Genomic DNA, 18,323 nt, shown 5'->3' with positions numbered 1-18,323 from the left:
TCCGACAACAAGGCCGCTGTCTCAGCGGCCAAAATTTTGAGTGAAAGTTTGGGAACGTGAATAACATCAAAGAAATTGAACGAGCGGAACTGCACAAAACGATCTGGCGCATCGCTAACGATCTGCGCGGCAGCGTGGACGGCTGGGACTTCAAGAGCTATGTACTCGGAATGCTGTTTTACCGCTTCATTTCAGAAAATCTTACCGCCTACTTGAATGTATTAGAACGCAAAGCGGGCAATCCGGATTTCGACTACGCCGTGCTCAGCGATGCTGATGCCTATTTCGGTCTTGCTGACACCGTAAAAGAAAAGGGGTTTTACATTCTGCCGTCGCAGCTTTTCGCTAATGTACGCCAGCGCGCTCGTCTGGATGTCAACCTCAACGAAACTCTCAGCCGTGTCTTCGCCGATATCGAACGTTCCGCAATTGGCGCAGATAGTGAGGACGACTTCAAAGGACTGTTCGATGACCTTGACGTCAACAGCAATAAACTCGGCCCTACTGTGGTCAAGCGTAACGATAAGCTGGTGAAACTGCTTGAAGCTATCGGTAGCCTGCCTTTGAGCAGCGCCAACGGCAGCTTTTCGGACAATACAATTGACTTGTTCGGTGACGCCTACGAATACCTGATGCAAATGTATGCCTCTACTGCTGGCAAGTCTGGTGGTGAATTCTATACCCCCCAGGAAGTATCCGAACTTCTCGCTCGCATCACTGTAGTCGGCAAGACTGAAATCAACAAAGTGTACGACCCTGCCTGTGGCTCCGGCTCTCTCCTACTCAACTTCGCTAAAGTATTGGGCCATGACAAGGTGCGCCAAGGCTTCTACGGTCAGGAAATCAATCTGACCACTTACAATCTTTGCAGGATCAATATGTTCCTGCATGACGTTAACTACGAAAAATTCGACATCGCCCACGGCGATACGCTCACCGATCCAGCGCATTGGGATGATGAGCCTTTTGAGGCCATCGTTTCTAATCCGCCTTACTCGATCAGATGGGAGGGTGATTCTAATCCCCTGCTCATCAACGATCCGCGCTTCGCCCCGGCCGGTGTGCTTGCCCCCAAGAGCAAGGCTGATTTGGCATTCACTATGCACATCCTGAGTTGGCTTGCGGTGAATGGTACGGCGGCCATTGTTGAATTTCCAGGCGTTCTTTATCGTGGCGGGGCGGAGCAGAAAATTCGTGAGTATCTGGTCGAGAACAATTACGTGGATACGGTCATCCAGCTCCCGCCTGACCTGTTCTTCGGCACCACTATCGCTACCTGCATTATCGTGCTGAAGAAGTCCAAGCGGGACAACGCTATTTTGTTCATTGACGCCACCAGCGAATTCAAGCGGAGCGGCAGCAAGAACAAGCTGTTAGCCGCTCATCTGGAAAAGATCTTAGATGCTTACATCAAGCGTAAGAGCGTAGCTCATTTTGCGCGATTGGTGAATAACCGCGACATTGCGGAGAACGGCTACAACATCTCCGTTTCCTCTTATGTCGAACAAGCTGACAATCGTAAGGCAATAGACATAAAAGCTTTGAATTCCGATATCGCGGACATCGTGGCCCGCCAGTCAACGTTAAGAGGGAAGATTGATGCCATCGTCGCTGATCTTGACGGGACAGTGGTATGAGCAGGATTGCTGATCTAATTGCTGAATACGGTCCTAATTGTGCGGAGTTTCGGCTGCTTGGCGAGGTTGCTGCGTATTCCAATACGCGAGTCTTGGCTGCATCGGTTGACGCTGAGACGTTTGTAGGGGTTGATAACCTGCTCTCAAACCAAGCTGGGCGTGTCGCTTCAAACTGTGTCCCCAATAAAGGAAGCCTCTCTGCATATCAATCTGACGACATCCTCATCGGAAACATCCGCCCCTATCTTAAGAAAATATGGTTGGCTTCGAATTCAGGTGGTTGTAGTGGCGATGTTCTTGCGGTGCGAATCGTCGAGGCATATCAAACAAGGTTGTTACCGACATTCCTCTATTGGATACTTTCATCAGACGCCTTTTTCGACTTTAATATGCGACATGCTAAAGGGGCGAAGATGCCTCGCGGTAGCAAGGCGATGATTCTGAAATATCGGATACCTGTGCCCCCGCTTGAAGTTCAGCGTGAAATTGTGAAAGTATTGGAGGCCTTTTCAGAGCTCGAAAAAAATCTGGATGCGGAACTCAGGGCAGAACTAGTGGCGCGACAGCTACAGTATCGGTACTATCGCGATGCATTGTTTGCCTTCGCTGATCGAGATACTCTTTGGGTCACTATGGCAGAAGTTGGCAGATTTTTTCGCGGGCGTCGTTTTACAAGGAATGACCTCAGTCCCATGGGCTTGGCCTGCATACATTATGGTGACATCTATACACATTATGGCACCGCCGCTACTGTGGCGCTTTCGTATGTTCATGTTGAGATGGCATCAGCGCTTCGTTTCGCGGAGCCGAGCGATCTTGTGATTGCAGGAGTTGGTGAGACGGTCGAGGATGTTGGAAAGGCCGTGGCGTGGCTTGGCGATGGTAAAGTTGCGATTCACGATGATTGCTTCGTATTTCGTCACTCGCTAAATCCGAAGTTCGTCTCTTATTACTTTCAGACCGCTGCCTTTCATGCGGAGAAAAACAAGTTTGTCGCGCGCGCAAAGGTCAAACGCTTGTCTGGAGAGAGCCTCGCCAAAATGGCCATCCCAGTTCCGCCGGTCGAAGAACAGGAGCGTATTGTCGCCATCCTCGACCAACTGGAAGCTCGGGTGAACGATCTTTCGGTAGCCCTGCCAACTGAGCTGACTGCTCGTCGCCAGCAATATGAGCACTACCGTGACCGTTTACTTACATTCCCGGAGACCGCATGAGCGAAGAATTTGCGCCATACCATTATGATGTGATTGCTGTTTCCAATGAGAGTACCGTTGTCGCAGAGTTCTTGCCTGAATTCCTTGGCGTACGCGAGGCGGCTTACCAAAGCGAAGCGGAGTTGGAAAAGACTTTCATCGAACAATTGGAAGAGCAGGCATATGAATATCTGCCTATATCTTCCGAGAGTGAACTGTTAGTCAATTTGCGCTGCCAGCTCGAAAAACTCAACAAGATTGTGTTTTCCGATGACGAATGGGAACGTTTTTTTACCACTTGTATCGCAGGTGCCAACGATGGCATTATCGAGAAAACTGCGCGTCTGCAGGAGGACCATATTCAGGTTCTCAAGCGCGATGATGGTACTGTCAAGAACATTTATCTGGTCGATAAGCAGCACATCCATAACAATGCACTACAAGTCATCAACCAGTACGAAGTCACGGGCTCGCGCGTCAATCGCTATGATGTGACGGTGCTGGTTAACGGCTTCCCTATGGTGCACGTGGAGCTTAAGCGGCGAGGCGTGGATATCCGTGAGGCGTTCAATCAAATTAACCGGTACCAGCGCGATAGTTTTTGGGCTGGTTGCGGCTTGTTTGAGTACGTGCAGCTCTTCATTATCAGCAATGGAACCCTGACAAAATATTATAGCAACACTGTACGAGATGGGCATTTAGCAGAACAACGTAGCAAGCGATCGCGCCCCAATACATCCAATAGTTTTGCATTCACTAGTTGGTGGGCTGATGCAAAAAACCAGCCTATTACAGAGTTGGTCGGTTTCACCAAGACCTTCTTCGCTAAGCATACGCTGCTTAATGTCCTGACACGATACTGTGTATTCGACGTGGACCGCAAGTTGCTGGTGATGCGGCCTTACCAGATCGTCGCAGCGGAACGTATCCTGCAACGCATTCACACGGCTACCAATCACCGGCAGTTGGGTACCACGGCTGCGGGCGGCTATATTTGGCATACCACCGGTAGTGGGAAAACGCTTACCAGCTTCAAGGCAGCGCAACTCGCGCGCGGGTTGGACAATATCGATAAGGTGTTGTTCGTGGTTGATCGCAAGGATTTGGATTACCAGACTATGCGTGAGTACGAACGCTTCGAGAAGGGCGCAGCCAATTCCAACGTTTCCACGACTGTTCTACAACGGCAGTTGGAAGATCCCAATGCCCGTATCATAGTCACCACTATTCAGAAGCTCAGCCGCTTCGTGGCAAAGAACAAAAAGCATGCAATCTACGACCAACATGTAGTGGTGATTTTCGACGAATGCCATCGTAGCCAGTTCGGTGACATGCATACCGAAATAACACGGGTCTTTAAACGTTACCATCTGTTCGGCTTCACCGGCACGCCGATCTTCGCTGACAACGCGAGCAGCGGCGGCAATCTGCTCCGGCGTACCACGGAACAGGCGTTTGGCGCCAAGCTGCATACGTACACGATTGTCGATGCGATCAACGACAAAAATGTTCTGCCGTTCCGCATTGACTACATCAATACAATCAAGACATCGCCACGTGTTAAGGATAAGAAGGTTCTAGCCATTGACACGGAACGTGCGTTACTTGCACCGGAACGTATCACGCAAGTCGTAGACTATATTCGCGAGCACTTCGACCAGAAAACTAAGCGCAGTGCTGGCTATCGACACGATGGCAAGCGCCTCCTCGGATTCAATTCACTGTTCGCCACCGCTTCTATCGATGCGGCCAAGCGTTATTACACCGAGTTTGCCAAGCAACAGATGGAACTTCCAAAAGCGAAGCAGCTTAAGATCGGGCTGATCTACAGTTTTGCTGCCAACGAGGATGAGACCGACGGTCTGTTGGGCGAAGAGGAATTTGAAACGGAAGACCTGGATCAAGGTTCCCGCGATTTTCTGGATGCGGCCATCGCCGACTACAACGTCATGTTCGGTACCAGCTTTGATACCTCAGACGACAAGTTCCAAAATTATTATAAGGACCTGTCACTGCGTCTGAAGAAACGCGAGTTGGATATGGTGATCGTGGTCAACATGTTCTTGACCGGCTTCGATGCCACCACACTCAACACTCTCTGGACGGATAAGAGTTTGCGGGCGCATGGACTGATCCAAGCATACTCGCGCACCAACCGCATTCTGAACTCGGTCAAAACGTTTGGCAATATCGTTTCTTTCCGTGATCTCGAACAGGAAACCAATGATGCTCTGGCTTTGTTCGGTAATAAGGATGCCAAGGGCATTGTGGTGCTGAAGCCGTATTCCGAGTATTACAACGAATATCAGAAGCTAGTAGCTGAACTGATTGAACAGTTCCCATTGGGTGCGGCGCTCATCGGCGAGACGGCGCAGAAAGCGTTCATCAAGCTATTTGGCGCAATCCTGCGACTGAAGAATATTCTCTCCGCTTTCGACGATTTCACGGGCGATGAAATCCTCAGTGAGCGCGATTTTCAGGATTACCAGAGTCTGTATCTGAACTTGTATGCTGAGTTTCGCAAGGCGTCGGAAGCAGAGAAGGAGTCCATCAACGATGATGTCGTGTTCGAGATCGAGCTAATTAAGCAAGTTGAAATCAACGTCGATTTTATTTTGATGCTGGTCGAGAAGCTCCTGAAGACGAAAGGAGGAGCTGCGGACAAAGAAATTTTAGAGACCATCGAACGCACGATCAACGCTAGTCCGTCGCTACGTAACAAGAAAGACCTCATCGAGCAATTCGTAGCATCCGTATCCACTAATGCCAAGGTCGATGTACAGTGGAAGTCTTTCGTTGCGGCTCGAAAGGCGGAAGAGTTGGAGCAGATCATTGTCGATGAGGGACTCAATGCGGAGGAGACTCGGGCCTTTCTTAATAACGCCTTTCGTGACGGAGCAATCCCGACCGCTGGCACTGCTATAACAAGGATATTGCCGCCGATCTCGAGGTTCTCGAAAAATAATGGCCATTCGATTAAGAAGAAAGTGGTGCTCGAAAAGTTTGCAGTATTCTTCGAGCGCTACTCCGGTCTTGCCTGAGTAGACGGACGCTTTTGGAGCGGTACTCTATTCTCTTTGAGACCGCCGGCTGCGGCCTCAAAGGAACGGTGGTTTACTTCTTCTCCGCCGCGGCGAAGGCTGCGTTCTGGGTATCGAGCCAGGTTTTCAGCGGTGCGAAGTAATCGAGCAGCGCGCCGCCGTCGATCTTGTCCTCGCCCGAAATCGCCTTCAGCGCTTCAGGCCACGGCTTGCTCGCGCCCATCGCCAGCATCTGCTGCAGCTTGGCGCCGGCCTTGGCGTTGTCGTACACCGAGCAGCGGTGCAGCGGACCCGTATAGCCGGCCTCGCGGCACAGCGCGCGGTGGAACTGGAACTGCAGCATATCGGCCAGGAAGTAGCGCGCGTACGGCACGTCCGCCGCCACGTGGTACTTGGCGCCGGCGTCGAAGCCCGCGCCGCTGGCGTCGATGGCGACAGGGCGCTTCATGCCCATGTACTGCTCGCGCAGCTGCCACCAGCTCTTGTCGTAGTCGGCCGGCTTGGTCTTGCCGGAGTAGACGTCCCAGCGCCATTTGTCCACCGAGTAGGCGAACGGCAGGATCGCGACCTTGCTCAACGCGCGCTCCAGCAGCTGGCCGATGTCGGCGTCGGCATCCGGCGCCTTGTCCATCAGGCCGACCTTCTGCAGATAGTTCGGCGTGATCGACAACGCGACCGTGTCGCCAATCGCCTCATGGAAGCCGTCGTTGGCGCCATTGCGGAACAGGAAGGGCTGCTTGGTGTAGTTGAGGAAGTAGTAGATGTGACCCAGCTCGTGATGGATCGTGGTGAAGTCCTCGGCCGTCGGCGTGATGCACATCTTGATGCGGACGTCGTCTTTCTCGTTCAGCGGCCAGGCGGAGGCGTGGCACACCACGTCGCGGTCGCGCGGCTTGGTCAGCAGCGAGCGTTCCCAGAACGATTCCGGCAGCTTCTGCATGCCCAGCGAGGTGTAGAAGCGCTCGGCGTATTGCGTCATCTGTTTGGCGTCGGTCTTGCGCTCTTCCAGCACCTTGGTCAGGTCGAAGCTGCTGGCGCCCGTCGCAGGCTTCAGAATCGGATACAGGTTGGTCCAGCTCTGGCTCCACATATTCCCGAACAGGTGGGCGGGAATCGGGCCGGTCAGCGGCACCACGTCCGGGCCATAGGTCTGGCGCAGCTTGTAGCGGGTGTAGGTGTGCAGCGCCTCATACAGCGGCTTGACCTGCTGCCACAGGCGTTCCATCTCGGCGGAGAAGGCCTCCGGCGGCATGTCGTACTGCGCGCGCCACATCGCGCCGGTATCGACAAAGCCCATCTGCTTGGCGCCCTTGTTCGACAGGGCGACGTACTCGGTGTATTTCTGTTTGTAGGACGGCGACTGCGCGTGCCAGCCGACCCACATTTCCTTCAGCTTGGCCTCGTCGCGGCTGTTGGCCAGGACCTTCTCCATTTCGCCCAGCGCCATGCAGGCGTCGGCCGTGCCGTCGGGCTTTTTCGGGCAGTACTTGGCTTTGCCGTAGGCGCCGTTCATCGCCGCCTGCAGCTGTGCGTATTGTTCGCGTTCCTTGGGATCGGCGAAGACCAGCGTCTGCTGCAACAGCATCATCTTGCGCGCCGACTCTGCCGGCAGCTTCAAGCCGTTGAAGCGGCGCGCGCCGATCGCCGCCTCGCCGGCCGCCGTCAGATAGCGTTCGGCGAAGAAGGAGGCGATGGCTTCCGTGTCGTCGGTGATGAAGTTGGAACCGACCCAGGCGCCCCGGGACTGTTCGTTGTTGAGCTTATTGAGGCGCTCTTCGGTATCGGCGAGAAAACGCTCGGCTTCCGCGACGGTGGGTTTTTTTGCGGGGGCGGCCAGCACGGTGGTGCTGGCGGCTGTCATGGCGCTGAGCGCGAACAGCGTGCTGATGATTTTTGGTGACACTGGCATCTCCCTATCTCCGTATATTGTCTTGTCAGGCCATCGAACCGGTCGATTCGATGGCCGACAATCATCAGAATTGTACCGAGAAACCTCGTTCTTCAGGGCGATGAGTGGAAGGAATCGGCTCCGTAGGAGTCGATGCGAGAGAAGAAAACACGGAACTCAAGCGTTCCGCGGTGGTCAAACAAGGATGAAACTGGTCTACCGATATCGCGTTAAATCTCTGACCGGCCTGCTGAATCAGCAAGCACGGACGGTCAATTTCGTCTGGAATTACTGCAACGACCGGCAAAAGGATGCGTTGCGCTTCGGCCGGCGCTGGCATACGGGATTTGACCTGATCAAGCTGACCACGGGCTGCTCCAAGGAGCTTGGTCTGCATTCGGGCACCGTCAACGACGTCTGCCAGCGCTACGCCGCCTCGCGCGCCATGTCGCACCGGCCTTACCTGCGCTATCGCGGCCGCAAGGCGATGGGCTGGGTGCCGTTGAAGGGACGTGAACTCAAGCGTGAAGGCAACGCCTTCCGGTTCGCCGGCCGCACGTTTAGAGTGTTTTACTCGCGCCCTCTGCCGGAAGGGAAAATCCTCGATGGCACCAACTTTTCGCGCGACCGGCGCGGCAATTGGTTTCTCAATATTGTCGTCGAGGTGGAGCCTGCGCCGGTCCGCGCCCCTGCGCGCGGGGTCGGTATCGATCTGGGCCTGAAGACGCTGGCGACCTTGAGCGACGGCACCACCATCGAAGCGCCTCGCTTTTACCGGAAAGCCGAGGCGGCGCTGGCGTGTGCCCAGCGCGCGCGCAAGAAGCTGCGTATCAAGGCCATCCACGCCAAGATTGCCAACCGCAGGCTCAATTTTCTGCACACCCGTACCAGCGCGATCATCGCCGCCTTCGACTATATCGTGGTCGGCAACGTCAACGCGCAGGGCCTAGCCCAAACCAGCATGGCGAAGTCGGTCTACGATGCGGGCTGGTCGTCCTTCCGTACACAACTGGCGTACAAGGCTGTTAAGCATGGCGCCTGGTTCGAGGAAGTCGACGAACGTTTTACCACCCAGGTCTGCTCGCATTGTGGCGCTTTGCCCGATACGAGGCCTAACGGTATCGCAGACCTTGGAGTAAGAGAGTGGTGCTGTAGCGATTGCGGTGCTGTACATGGTCGTGATCACAATGCTGCGGTCAATATTCTCCGTCGCGGACGTGCGACGCTAGCAGTAGGAATCTCCGCTCTTTAGGGCGGAGAGGACGTCAAACACGCTTAAAGGGTGATGGCGACACTCCGGGCAGGCTGGCTGCTGGCCGGCAGCTGCACGTTCAGCACCTTGGCCGCTTCGTCCCAGACGAAGATGACAGGCTTGCCTTCGACGCGCACCAGCGACGGGTGGGCCGTCACGTTATGCACCTGCAACGCGATGCTGCGCTCCGGGCGCTCGTACTGCTTGCCCACTTCCGATTCGATGCGCAGGGTCAGGCTGCGGCCCTGCAGCTTGCTGGCGAAGTGCAGCAGTTCGTACTTGCCTTGTTCGTAGGCTTGCGCGGTGGCGCCGTCGTCGTCATACAGCTTGCCGGCGCCGGCGCCGACCGAGGCGTCGTGGTAGTAGTGAAGTTCGAGTTGTTTGGTCGAGTAGTCGCGCGTGGTCTGCACCACCTTGACCATCGGGATGAAGGCGCCGGCGCGTACGTAGACCGGCACGTGGTCGTCGCTCAGCTTCACCGCTTCGGTGGCGCCGCCGGCGTGCTTCTCGCCGTTGTAGAAATCGAACCACGCGCTGCGCGCCGGGAAGTAGACATCGGCCGTCGCCGCGCCTTGCTTGAGCACCGGCGTGACCAGGAAGTCCTTGCCCCACAAGTAGGTCGACGACATTGCGCGCACCTTGGCGTTGCCCGGCTCCTCGTACAACATGGGGCGCATCAGCGGCAGGCCTTTCTGGTTGTTGTCGAAGCCCAGCGTGTAGTTATACGGCAGCAGGCGATAGCGCAGGCGGATCGCCTCGCGCGCCAGCGCCTTGGTGCGGTCTTCGCGGTAGACCGGCTCCGGCGGCACCTCGTCCTGCGCGTGCGGGCGGAAGATCGGCTGGAACACGCCGTACTGCAGCCAGCGCGTGTAGAGCTCATTGTCCAGCACCGGATTGGCGAAGCCGCCCAGGTCCGAGTGCATATAACCCGTGCCCTGCATCCCCATCTGCAGCGAGATCTCGGGCTGCGCCTGCAAACCGCCCCAGCTCCGGTCGACATCGCCGGACCACGGGATGATGCCGTAACGCTGCGTGCCCGAGTACCCGGCGCGCATCAGGATGAACGGCCGCTCATTCGGGAAGTCCTGCTGATAGCCTTCCGCCACCAGCCGCGCCCATTGATGGCCGTAGATGTTGTGCACCTGGTCGGCGCCGCCGGTGGCGTGGCGCATGCCGGTCGGGTGGACTTCCGGCTCGCCCAGGTCGCCCCACACGCCGCTCACGCCCTGCTGGCGCAGGCCCTTGTAGATGTTCCAGAACCAGTCCTTGCCCGGCTTGCCGAAGATGTCGATCAAGCCGGTGTGGCCGAAGTAGAAATCGTAGGCCAGCGGTGCGCCGGCGGCGTCCGTGCCCAGCACCTTGTTCTCGACGGCTTCCTTCCATTTGCTGGACGTATCGAGAACGAACGGCTCGGTGATCACCACCGTCTGCACGCCTTTTTTCTGGAAGTCGGCGATCATGCCGGTGGGGTTGGGGAAGCTGTCCTTGTCCCATGCCAGGTTGCCCATCGTGCCCTTGATCTCTTTACCGAACCAGAACAGGTCGAACACGATGGCGTCGAGCGGGATATCGTCGGCGATGAATTTGTTGACGGTGTCGCGCGCGACCGCCTCGTTGCGGTAACCGAAGCGCATCGCGAAATTGCCGAAGGCCCAGCGCGGCGGCAGCGGTTGTTTGCCGGTCAGGCTGGTGTAGTTGCCCACCACGTCCTCCCAGCTGTCGCCGGCGATCACCTGGTAGGTCTTGCGGCCGCCGATGGTTTCGTAGGTCAGGCTGTCGTTCTTCTTGCTGTCGAAATCGAGGTAGCCGATCTGCGGATTGTCGAAGTGGATCGCGTACATCTTCGACGACAGCGCCATCGGAATCGCATAGCCCATCTGTTCGGACTTGTCGTCGTAGCCGTAGTGCGCCTTGTTGTACAAGGTGAAGCGATGGCCGCGCCGGTTCATGCCCACCGCGCGCTCGCCGGCGCCGTACAAGGCCTCGTCCTTATCCAGCGCGAACTCGATGCCTTCCAGCTCGCGCGCCTCGCCCTTGTTGATATCCTTGCTGCCGTTGGCCGCGTCGTCCCTGACCCTGATGTAGCCGTGCTTTTCCGCGACCAGGCGCTTGCCCTTGTAGGCATACGAAATCTGGAACGGCGACTTGGTGATGGTGACGACGATGCCGGGTGTGGCATATTCGATGCTATTGAGTTTTGTGACCAGCGTGGTCCTGACGTTGGCCGGCGCCAGCACCACCGCATGCGAGGCCGGGTCCAGCTGTTCGCCGTTCGGCACGAAAGTGGTTTCGACGATGCCGGCGGAGTAGGGCTTGATGACGTAGCTGCCGTCGCTGACGTGGACTTCCAGCTGGCCGTCGCGGCGGGTGATGCTGTCGAAGTGGCGGTCGGCGTTTTGCGCGTTCCCGGCCTGGCCGACGACCAGCAGCGGCAAGAGTGCCGCAAGTTTGGCGATGGAATTGCTTTTCATGAAAGTTTAGTGGTCTCTGAGGTTGTTATGATTTTGTTGTTTGGCTACATTTGACTACAAAATTCTGCCCTTGGGATGGCTTGTTTCCTTTATTTTACTGGGAAACTCTTTCAATTGACATGCACCAGTCTGCGTGTTATTTTGCTACAAATTCAAAATAGTCGGGGACACGCAGCATGCAATCTTCCAGCAGCAAGCCCATACTGTCGTTTTGGCAGTTGTGGAACATGAGCTTCGGCTTTTTCGGCATCCAGTTCGGCTTCGCGCTGCAAAATGCCAACGTCAGCCGGATCTTCTCCACGCTGGGCGCCAATCCCGACGACCTGCCCCTGTTCTGGCTCGCGCCGCCGGTGACCGGACTGCTGGTGCAGCCCATTATCGGCTACCTGAGCGACAACACCTGGCACCCGACCTGGGGCCGTCGCCGTCCATTCTTCTTTGTCGGCGCCCTGCTGGCGTCGATCGCGCTGTTCCTGATGCCGAATTCCTCCGCGCTGTGGATGGCCGCCATCGTCCTGTGGCTGCTCGACGGCGCAATCAACGTGTCGATGGAGCCGTTCCGCGCCTTCGTCGGCGACAAGCTCGGACCTTCGCAGCAGACCGCCGGCTTCGCGATGCAGACCTTCTTCATCGGCTGGGGTGCGGTGATCGCCTCGCTGCTGCCGACCATTTTCACCCATCTGGGCGTGAGCAACGTGCCGGTCGGCGGCGCCATTCCCGACACCGTGCGCTACTCGTTCTACAGCGGCGGCGCGATCTACTTCCTGGCCGTGCTGTGGACCGTGCTCACCGCGAAGGAAACCCCTCCGGTCGATATGGAAGCCTTCCGCGCCGAACAGCGCCGCACCAAGGGCCTGGGCCACGCGCTCAAGGAAATCCTCGGCGGCTTCCTGCGCATGCCGAAGACCATGGTGCAACTGGCCGCCGTGCAGTTCTTCACGTGGATTGCGCTGTTCTCGATGTGGATCTACACCACCAACGCCATCGGCGAAAACGTGTTCGGCACCACCGACGCGCAATCGGCAGCGTTCCAGAGCGCGGGCAACCATGTGGGCGTGATGTTCGCGGTGTACAGCGGCGTGGCCGCGCTGGCCGCGTTCATCTTGCCTATCCTGGCGCGCATGACCAGCCGTAAATTCGTCCACATGAGCTGCCTGACGATAGGCGGCATCAGCCTGTTCAGCATCTACGCCATCCATGACCTGAACATGCTGTTCGTGCCGATGGTCGGCGTGGGCATCGCCTGGGCCAGCATCCTGACCATGCCGTATGCGATCCTGGCCGGCGCGCTGCCCGCCAAGCGCATGGGCTACTACATGGGTGTCTTCAATTTCTTCATCGTGATCCCGCAGATCGTCAGCGGCCTGCTGCTGGGTTACGTGACCAAGTACTGGTTCGCCGGCCATCCGGTCAAGACCCTGATGCTGGGCGGAGTATGCATGGTGATGGCGGGCGTGCTGACGCTGGCCGTGCGCGACAACGCCGATCCGGTGGCCCGCTGAGGTAAGATCGTTCGCTTGACCATGTATTCGCGCGCCGCCCGTTTGCCGGAACAGGTACAACAGGGGCTGCGAATACTGTCCTTTACCCGTGCGGAGCGAACATGAGCATACAGACCGTAGCAACCAAACCATTCCCTGGCCAGCGGCCGGGGACTTCGGGCTTGCGGAAAAAAGTCAGCGTCTTCCAGCAGCCATCCTATCTCGAAAATTTTGTGCAAAGCGTGTTCGACACGCTGGGCGACTGCGCCGGCAAGACGCTGGTGCTGGGCGGCGATGGCCGCTACCACAACCGCGAGGCGGTGCGGACCATCCTGCACATGGCGGCGGCCCACGGCTTCGCCAAAGTGCTGGTGGGGCAGGGCGGCATCCTGTCGACGCCCGCCGTCAGCTGCGTGATCCGCAAGCACGGCGCATTGGGCGGCATCGTGCTGTCGGCCAGCCATAATCCGGGCGGGCCGGATGGCGACTTCGGCATCAAGTACAACATCGCCGCCGGCGGCCCCGCGCCGGAAAGCGTGACCGAGGCGATCTTCCACCGCACCGAATCCATTTCGCGCTACCGCATCAGCGACGCGGCGGCCATCGACATCGACCGCATCGGCGTCGCGCGCATCGAGCAGATGGACGTGGAGGTGATCGACCCGGTGGCCGATTACGCGGAGCTGATGCAACGCCTGTTCGATTTCGACGCCATCAGGGCCTTGTTCGGGCGCGGCTTTCGCATGTGCTTCGACGGCATGCACGCGGTCTCCGGTCCCTACGCCAAGGCCATCCTCGAAGGCATGCTGGGCGCGCCGGCCGGCACCGTCATCAACGCCGTGCCGCTGGAGGACTTCGGCGGCCATCATCCGGACCCCAACCCCGTCAACGCCGCGCAACTGATCGCCATCATGGCGGAGGACGACGCGCCCGACTTCGGCGCCGCCTCCGACGGCGACGGCGACCGCAATATGATCGTCGCCCGCAAGTTCGAGGTCACGCCGTCCGATAGCCTGGCCGTGCTGGCCGCGAATGCGACCATGGCGCCGGGCTACCGCGCCGGGTTGAAAGGCATCGCCCGTTCGATGCCCACCTCGCGCGCGGCCGACCGCGTGGCCGAGGCGCTGGGCATCCCGTGCTACGAAACGCCGACCGGCTGGAAGTTCTTCGGCACGCTGCTCGACGCCGGCAAGGTCACGCTGTGCGGCGAGGAGAGCTACGGCACCGGCTCGGACCACATCCGCGAGAAGGACGGCGTGTGGGCCGTGCTGTTCTGGCTTAACCTGCTGGCCGTCAGCGGAAAGTCGGTGCGGCAGCTGGTCGACGAGCATTGGGCGCGCTTCGGCCGCAACTACTATTCGCGCCACGATTACGAGGCGGTCGCTCCCGACGCGGCCAATGAGCTCATGGCTTCGTTGCGCATCAAGCTGCCCACGCTGGCGGGACAGGACCTGGGCCATTACGTGGTCGATTTCGCCGACGATTTCGACTACACCGATCCGGTCGACGGCTCGTTCGCCACGCAGCAGGGCATACGCATCGTGATGACCAACGGCTCGCGCATCGTGTTCCGGCTGTCCGGCACCGGCACCGAGGGCGCCACCCTGCGCGTTTACCTGGAGCGCTACGAGGCCGATCCGATTTACCACCACCTGCTCACCCAGCAGGCTTTGGCCGCACTGATACTCATCGCCGAGCAGGTCGGCGGCATCACCGGATGGACTGGGCGCGCGCGTCCGACCGTCATCACCTAACACCACTACTAAGGACGACAGCATGAAATTGACTCCCCTTGCAATGACTTTGGCGCTGGCGCTCGGCGCCGCGACAGTGGGCACCACCGCCATCGCCGCGCCGGCCGCGCGCCAGCCATTCCTGTGGGAGAACGCCACCGTCTACTTCCTGTTGACGGACCGCTTCAACAACGCCTTTGTCGGCAACGACCTGGCTTACGGCCGCAAGGCGGATGCCGGTCCGCTGCGCGGCTTCATGGGCGGTGACTTGGCCGGCATCACCACCAAGATCAACGAGGGCTACTTCGACAGCCTGGGCGTGAGCGCGATCTGGGTGTCGCCGCCGGTGGAGCAGATCCATGAAGGCACCGACGAAGGCACCGGCAAGTCCTACGGCTTCCACGGCTACTGGGCCGCCGACTTCACCGCTGTCGACGCCAACCTGGGCACGGAGAACGATTTCCGCAACTTCGTCGATGCCGCGCACGCGCACGGCATACGCGTGCTGCTGGACGTGGTGATGAACCAGACCGGCCCGGTGACGGAGACCGATTACGTCTGGCCGGACGATTGGGTACGCACCGGGCCGCAGTGCACCTACAAGGACGCCAAGACCACCATCGAATGCACGCTGGTGAAGAACCTGCCCGACTTCCGCACCGACAGCGACACCCCGGTCGAGCTGCCGGAAAACCTGGCGGCGAAGTGGCAACGCGAAGGGCGCTTCGAACGCGAAGTGAAGGAGCTGGACGAGTTCTTCGCCCGCACCGGCTATCCGCGCGCGCCGCGCTACTACCTGATGAAATGGCATTCGGACTGGGTGCGCAAGTACGGGGTGGACGGCTTCCGCGCCGACACCGTCAAGCACGTCGAGGCCAAGGTGTGGAAGGAATTGGGCACAGTGGCCAGCGCGGCGTACGAGGACTGGAAGCGCGCCAATCCGGACAAGAAACTGAGCGACGACAAGTTCTTCATGACGGCGGAAGTCTTCAACTACAACATCGCGCAAGGGCAGGTGTTCGACCTGGGCGGCGGGCAGACCGCCAACTACTACCAGAACGGCTTTAACAGCATGATCAACTTCGGCATGGTGTACGACGCCGCCAAGGATTACGAATCGCTGTTCAGCAGCTATTCGAACATGCTGCACGGCGGCGCGCTCGATGGCTACTCGGTCTTGAACTACCTGGACTCGCACGACTACGACAAGCCGTTCGACGCCACGCGCAAAAAGCCTTTCGAAAGTGCGAACAAGCTGCTGCTGGCGCCCGGCGCCGCACAGATTTACTACGGCGACGAAACCGCGCGCAAACTCGATGTGGCGGAGGCGGTGGGCGACGCCAAGCTGCGCTCATTCATGAACTGGGGAGAGCTTGAACAGAACGCGCAGCGCGACGGCTACAGGATCGCCGACGTGCGCGTGCATTGGGCCAAACTGGGCCTGTTCCGCAAGGCCCACGTGGCGGTCGGCGCCGGCGTGCACCAGCAGCTGCAGGCGAAGCCTTATGTCTTCAAGCGCATCTACGACAAGGGCGCGCTGCACGACAAGGTGGTCGTCGCGCTGGACCTGCCGGCCGACAAACCCGCCAGCATCAACCTGCACGGCGTGTTCGCCAACGGCCAGAAGGTCAAGGACTACTACTCCGGCAAGACCGCCGTCGTCAAAGGCGGCAGCGTTACGTTTGGTGCGCGCAATGCGGTGGTGTTGATCGGCCAGGAGTAGCACCTGGAGGCACTGACCTCCAGCCGCTGAAGACATCGGCCTCCATCGGCCGCGCGAACATGAAGCCCTGCGCCTCGTCGCAGCCCGCCTGGCGCAGGAAGATCAGTACCTCCTCGCATTCCACGCCCTCGGCCACCACGCGGTGGCCGAGATCCTGCGACAGCGTGATCATCGTCGCCACCAGCGCCTGCTTGCGCACATCGTCTTCCAGTCCGATGACGAAGGACTGGTCGATCTTCACCACGTCGGCCGGCATGCGCTGCAGGTAGGACAGGCTGCTGTAGCCTGTGCCGAAATCGTCGATCGCCAGCCGCACGCCGGTGGCGGCGATGGTGTCCAGCATGGCGTGGGCTTTGACTGGCTGCGCCATGATCGCGCTCTCCGTGATTTCCAGCTCGATGGAGTCCGGCGGCAGGTCGTGTTGTTTCAGTCCGGTCTCCAGGACCGCGGCGAAGTCCGGCTCCTGCAGGTTCGCCGCCGATACGTTGATCGACATCTGCAGGCAGATCCCCTCGTCGCGCCATCGACGCTGCTGCTGCAACGCCGCCGCCAGCACCCAGGCGGTTGTGGCGTGCGCGAGCCCGGAGCGTTCTATCATGGGTATGAACTCGCCGGGACCGATGGCGCCCAGCGCCGGATGGTTCCAGCGCAGCAGCGCCTCGGCGCCGATGCAGGCGCCGGTGCCGATGTCGATGCGGGGCTGGTACACCAGCCGTAGCTGGTCCTGGCTTTCGAGCGCGGAGCCGAAGTCGTTGAGCAGCGTGAAGCGGCGCTGGTACAGCGTGTCCTCGGCCTCGGAGTAGACGGCGACGTGGGTGCGCGTGTCGATGGCGTCGTGGGCGGCGCACTGTGCCTGGCGCAGCACGCTGAGGCAATCGGCGCCGCCGACTTCGAAGGGCGCGACGCCGACGGTGGGTGTCGCCACATGGCGAGATTTGGCGGCGCCGCGCGCGTGTGCCATCCTCGCCTCCAGCAGCGGCAGATAAGTGTCGAGCGTCATGCCGGGTGACGCGATCAGTGCGAATTGCGTGGTCGTCACATGGTAGACGCTGCGACCGGGGCCCACCTCGGCGCGCAGCCAGCGGGCGGCGTCGGTCACCAACTCGTCCAGATAGGATGGATCCATCGCCCGCGCGGCGTGGCTCAGTTGTTCGGGCGTCGCCAGGTTGATCAGCACCGCCAGCCCCTGTTCGCCGGCGGGGCGGTCGCGCTGCATGTCCTGGAAGTCCTCTAGGAACTGGTTGCGGTTCGGCAGGCCGCTGAGTGGATCGATGCGCCCCATCGCGTGCTGCATTTCGATCTGCGCCATGACCATGCCGGCGAGGTCGCACAGCGCGGTCAGTTCTTGCTGTGTGGTGGCGCGCGGTTCCCGTCCGAATACGCACATCGCACCAAGGCAGTATCCCTGCGCGGTGGTCAGCGGCGCGCCGGCGTAGTAGCGGATACCGCTGGCGACCAGCGGGCTGTCGCGGAAGTACGGATCATCCAGCAGGTCGGGAATCACCAGCACCTCGGCGTTGTCGGCGACGTTGCCGCAGGGCGCACGCACGCGGGGTATGGAGGTATGCTCGACCCCGACGCGCGACTTGAACCACTGGCGGTCGGCGTCGGTCAGCGACACGGCGGCAATCGGCAGCTGGAACAGGCTGGCGGCCATGCGCGTGATGCGGTCGAAGGCTTCGCTGGGCGGCGTGTCGAGCAGGTTCAGTTTATGGAGGGCGTCAAGGCGCCTCGATTCAGTAAGCTGGCACGAAATAGTCATGGTCTGGTCTCTGCGCGAAAAGCGATTAAGGACAGGGTGCTATTCAATGCGGGACTGGGCACTGGGAGGGGACTGCGGGGAGCGGGGCGTGGCTCCCTGATTGCAATTAACTACCGCTAATTGCTGAGTGGAAATCACAGCA

10 protein-coding genes are annotated in these 18,323 nt (G+C 59.2%); 7 read left to right on the top strand and 3 right to left on the bottom strand.

Annotation, left to right across the window (positions count from 1 at the left end):
- The first annotated feature begins 56 nt into the window (after nt 1–56).
- From HUX88_RS24385 to HUX88_RS24375, 3 genes are read left to right on the top strand one after another with little or no spacing between them, the layout of a single operon-like run.
- Nucleotides 57–1,637, top strand: coding sequence for a type I restriction-modification system subunit M (locus tag HUX88_RS24385; protein ID WP_176363446.1), 1,581 nt, complete (start codon nt 57–59; stop codon nt 1,635–1,637).
- Nucleotides 1,634–2,851, top strand: coding sequence for a restriction endonuclease subunit S (locus HUX88_RS24380; RefSeq protein ID WP_176363445.1), 1,218 nt, complete (start codon nt 1,634–1,636; stop codon nt 2,849–2,851). The genes HUX88_RS24385 and HUX88_RS24380 overlap by 4 nt, the downstream gene beginning before the upstream one ends.
- Nucleotides 2,848–5,871: a type I restriction endonuclease subunit R gene (locus HUX88_RS24375; RefSeq protein WP_176363444.1), complete on the top strand. Its 3,024-nt coding sequence runs from the start codon at nt 2,848–2,850 to the stop codon at nt 5,869–5,871. Before HUX88_RS24380 ends, HUX88_RS24375 begins: the two co-directional genes overlap by 4 nt.
- Nucleotides 5,872–5,944: 73 nt before the next feature.
- On the opposite strand, the gene HUX88_RS24370 is transcribed toward HUX88_RS24375, so the two are convergent.
- Complete coding sequence (locus tag HUX88_RS24370) at nt 5,945–7,780, bottom strand: M2 family metallopeptidase (protein WP_176363443.1); 1,836 nt, start codon at nt 7,778–7,780, stop codon at nt 5,945–5,947.
- 184 nt (nt 7,781–7,964) lie between these two features.
- Between HUX88_RS24370 and HUX88_RS24365 the strand changes: the two genes are divergently transcribed.
- Nucleotides 7,965–9,011 carry an RNA-guided endonuclease TnpB family protein gene (locus HUX88_RS24365; RefSeq protein WP_176363442.1) on the top strand — a complete coding sequence of 349 codons (1,047 nt, stop codon included), beginning with the start codon at nt 7,965–7,967 and terminating at the stop codon, nt 9,009–9,011.
- A 23-nt stretch (nt 9,012–9,034) separates the two neighbouring features.
- On the opposite strand, the gene HUX88_RS24360 is transcribed toward HUX88_RS24365, so the two are convergent.
- On the bottom strand, nt 9,035–11,482 hold the full coding sequence (locus HUX88_RS24360; protein ID WP_176363441.1) for a TIM-barrel domain-containing protein: 2,448 nt from the start codon (nt 11,480–11,482) through the stop codon (nt 9,035–9,037).
- Nucleotides 11,483–11,658: 176 nt separating this feature from the next.
- Here HUX88_RS24360 and HUX88_RS24355 point away from each other — a divergent pair, with 176 nt between their 5' ends.
- The 3 genes from HUX88_RS24355 to HUX88_RS24345 all read left to right on the top strand — a co-directional run bounded on the left by HUX88_RS24355 (nt 11,659) and on the right by HUX88_RS24345 (nt 16,419).
- On the top strand, nt 11,659–12,984 hold the full coding sequence (locus tag HUX88_RS24355) for an MFS transporter (RefSeq protein ID WP_176363440.1): 1,326 nt from the start codon (nt 11,659–11,661) through the stop codon (nt 12,982–12,984).
- 101 nt (nt 12,985–13,085) lie between these two features.
- Entirely contained in the window at nt 13,086–14,717 is a 1,632-nt protein-coding gene (locus HUX88_RS24350) for an alpha-D-glucose phosphate-specific phosphoglucomutase (RefSeq protein WP_176363439.1), read from the top strand.
- Between the two features lie 22 nt (nt 14,718–14,739).
- On the top strand, nt 14,740–16,419 hold the full coding sequence (locus HUX88_RS24345) for an alpha-amylase family glycosyl hydrolase (RefSeq protein ID WP_176363438.1): 1,680 nt from the start codon (nt 14,740–14,742) through the stop codon (nt 16,417–16,419).
- On the opposite strand, the gene HUX88_RS24340 is transcribed toward HUX88_RS24345, so the two are convergent.
- Nucleotides 16,373–18,181, bottom strand: coding sequence for a GGDEF and EAL domain-containing protein (locus HUX88_RS24340; RefSeq protein WP_176363437.1), 1,809 nt, complete (start codon nt 18,179–18,181; stop codon nt 16,373–16,375). The genes HUX88_RS24345 and HUX88_RS24340 overlap by 47 nt on opposite strands.
- Between the last annotated feature and the right edge of the window lie 142 nt (nt 18,182–18,323).

This window comes from Duganella sp. BJB1802, from assembly GCF_013369445.1.
Taxonomy (GTDB): domain Bacteria; phylum Pseudomonadota; class Gammaproteobacteria; order Burkholderiales; family Burkholderiaceae_D; genus Rugamonas; species Rugamonas vulcania_A.
This window is presented reverse-complemented; position numbering and strand designations above follow the sequence as displayed.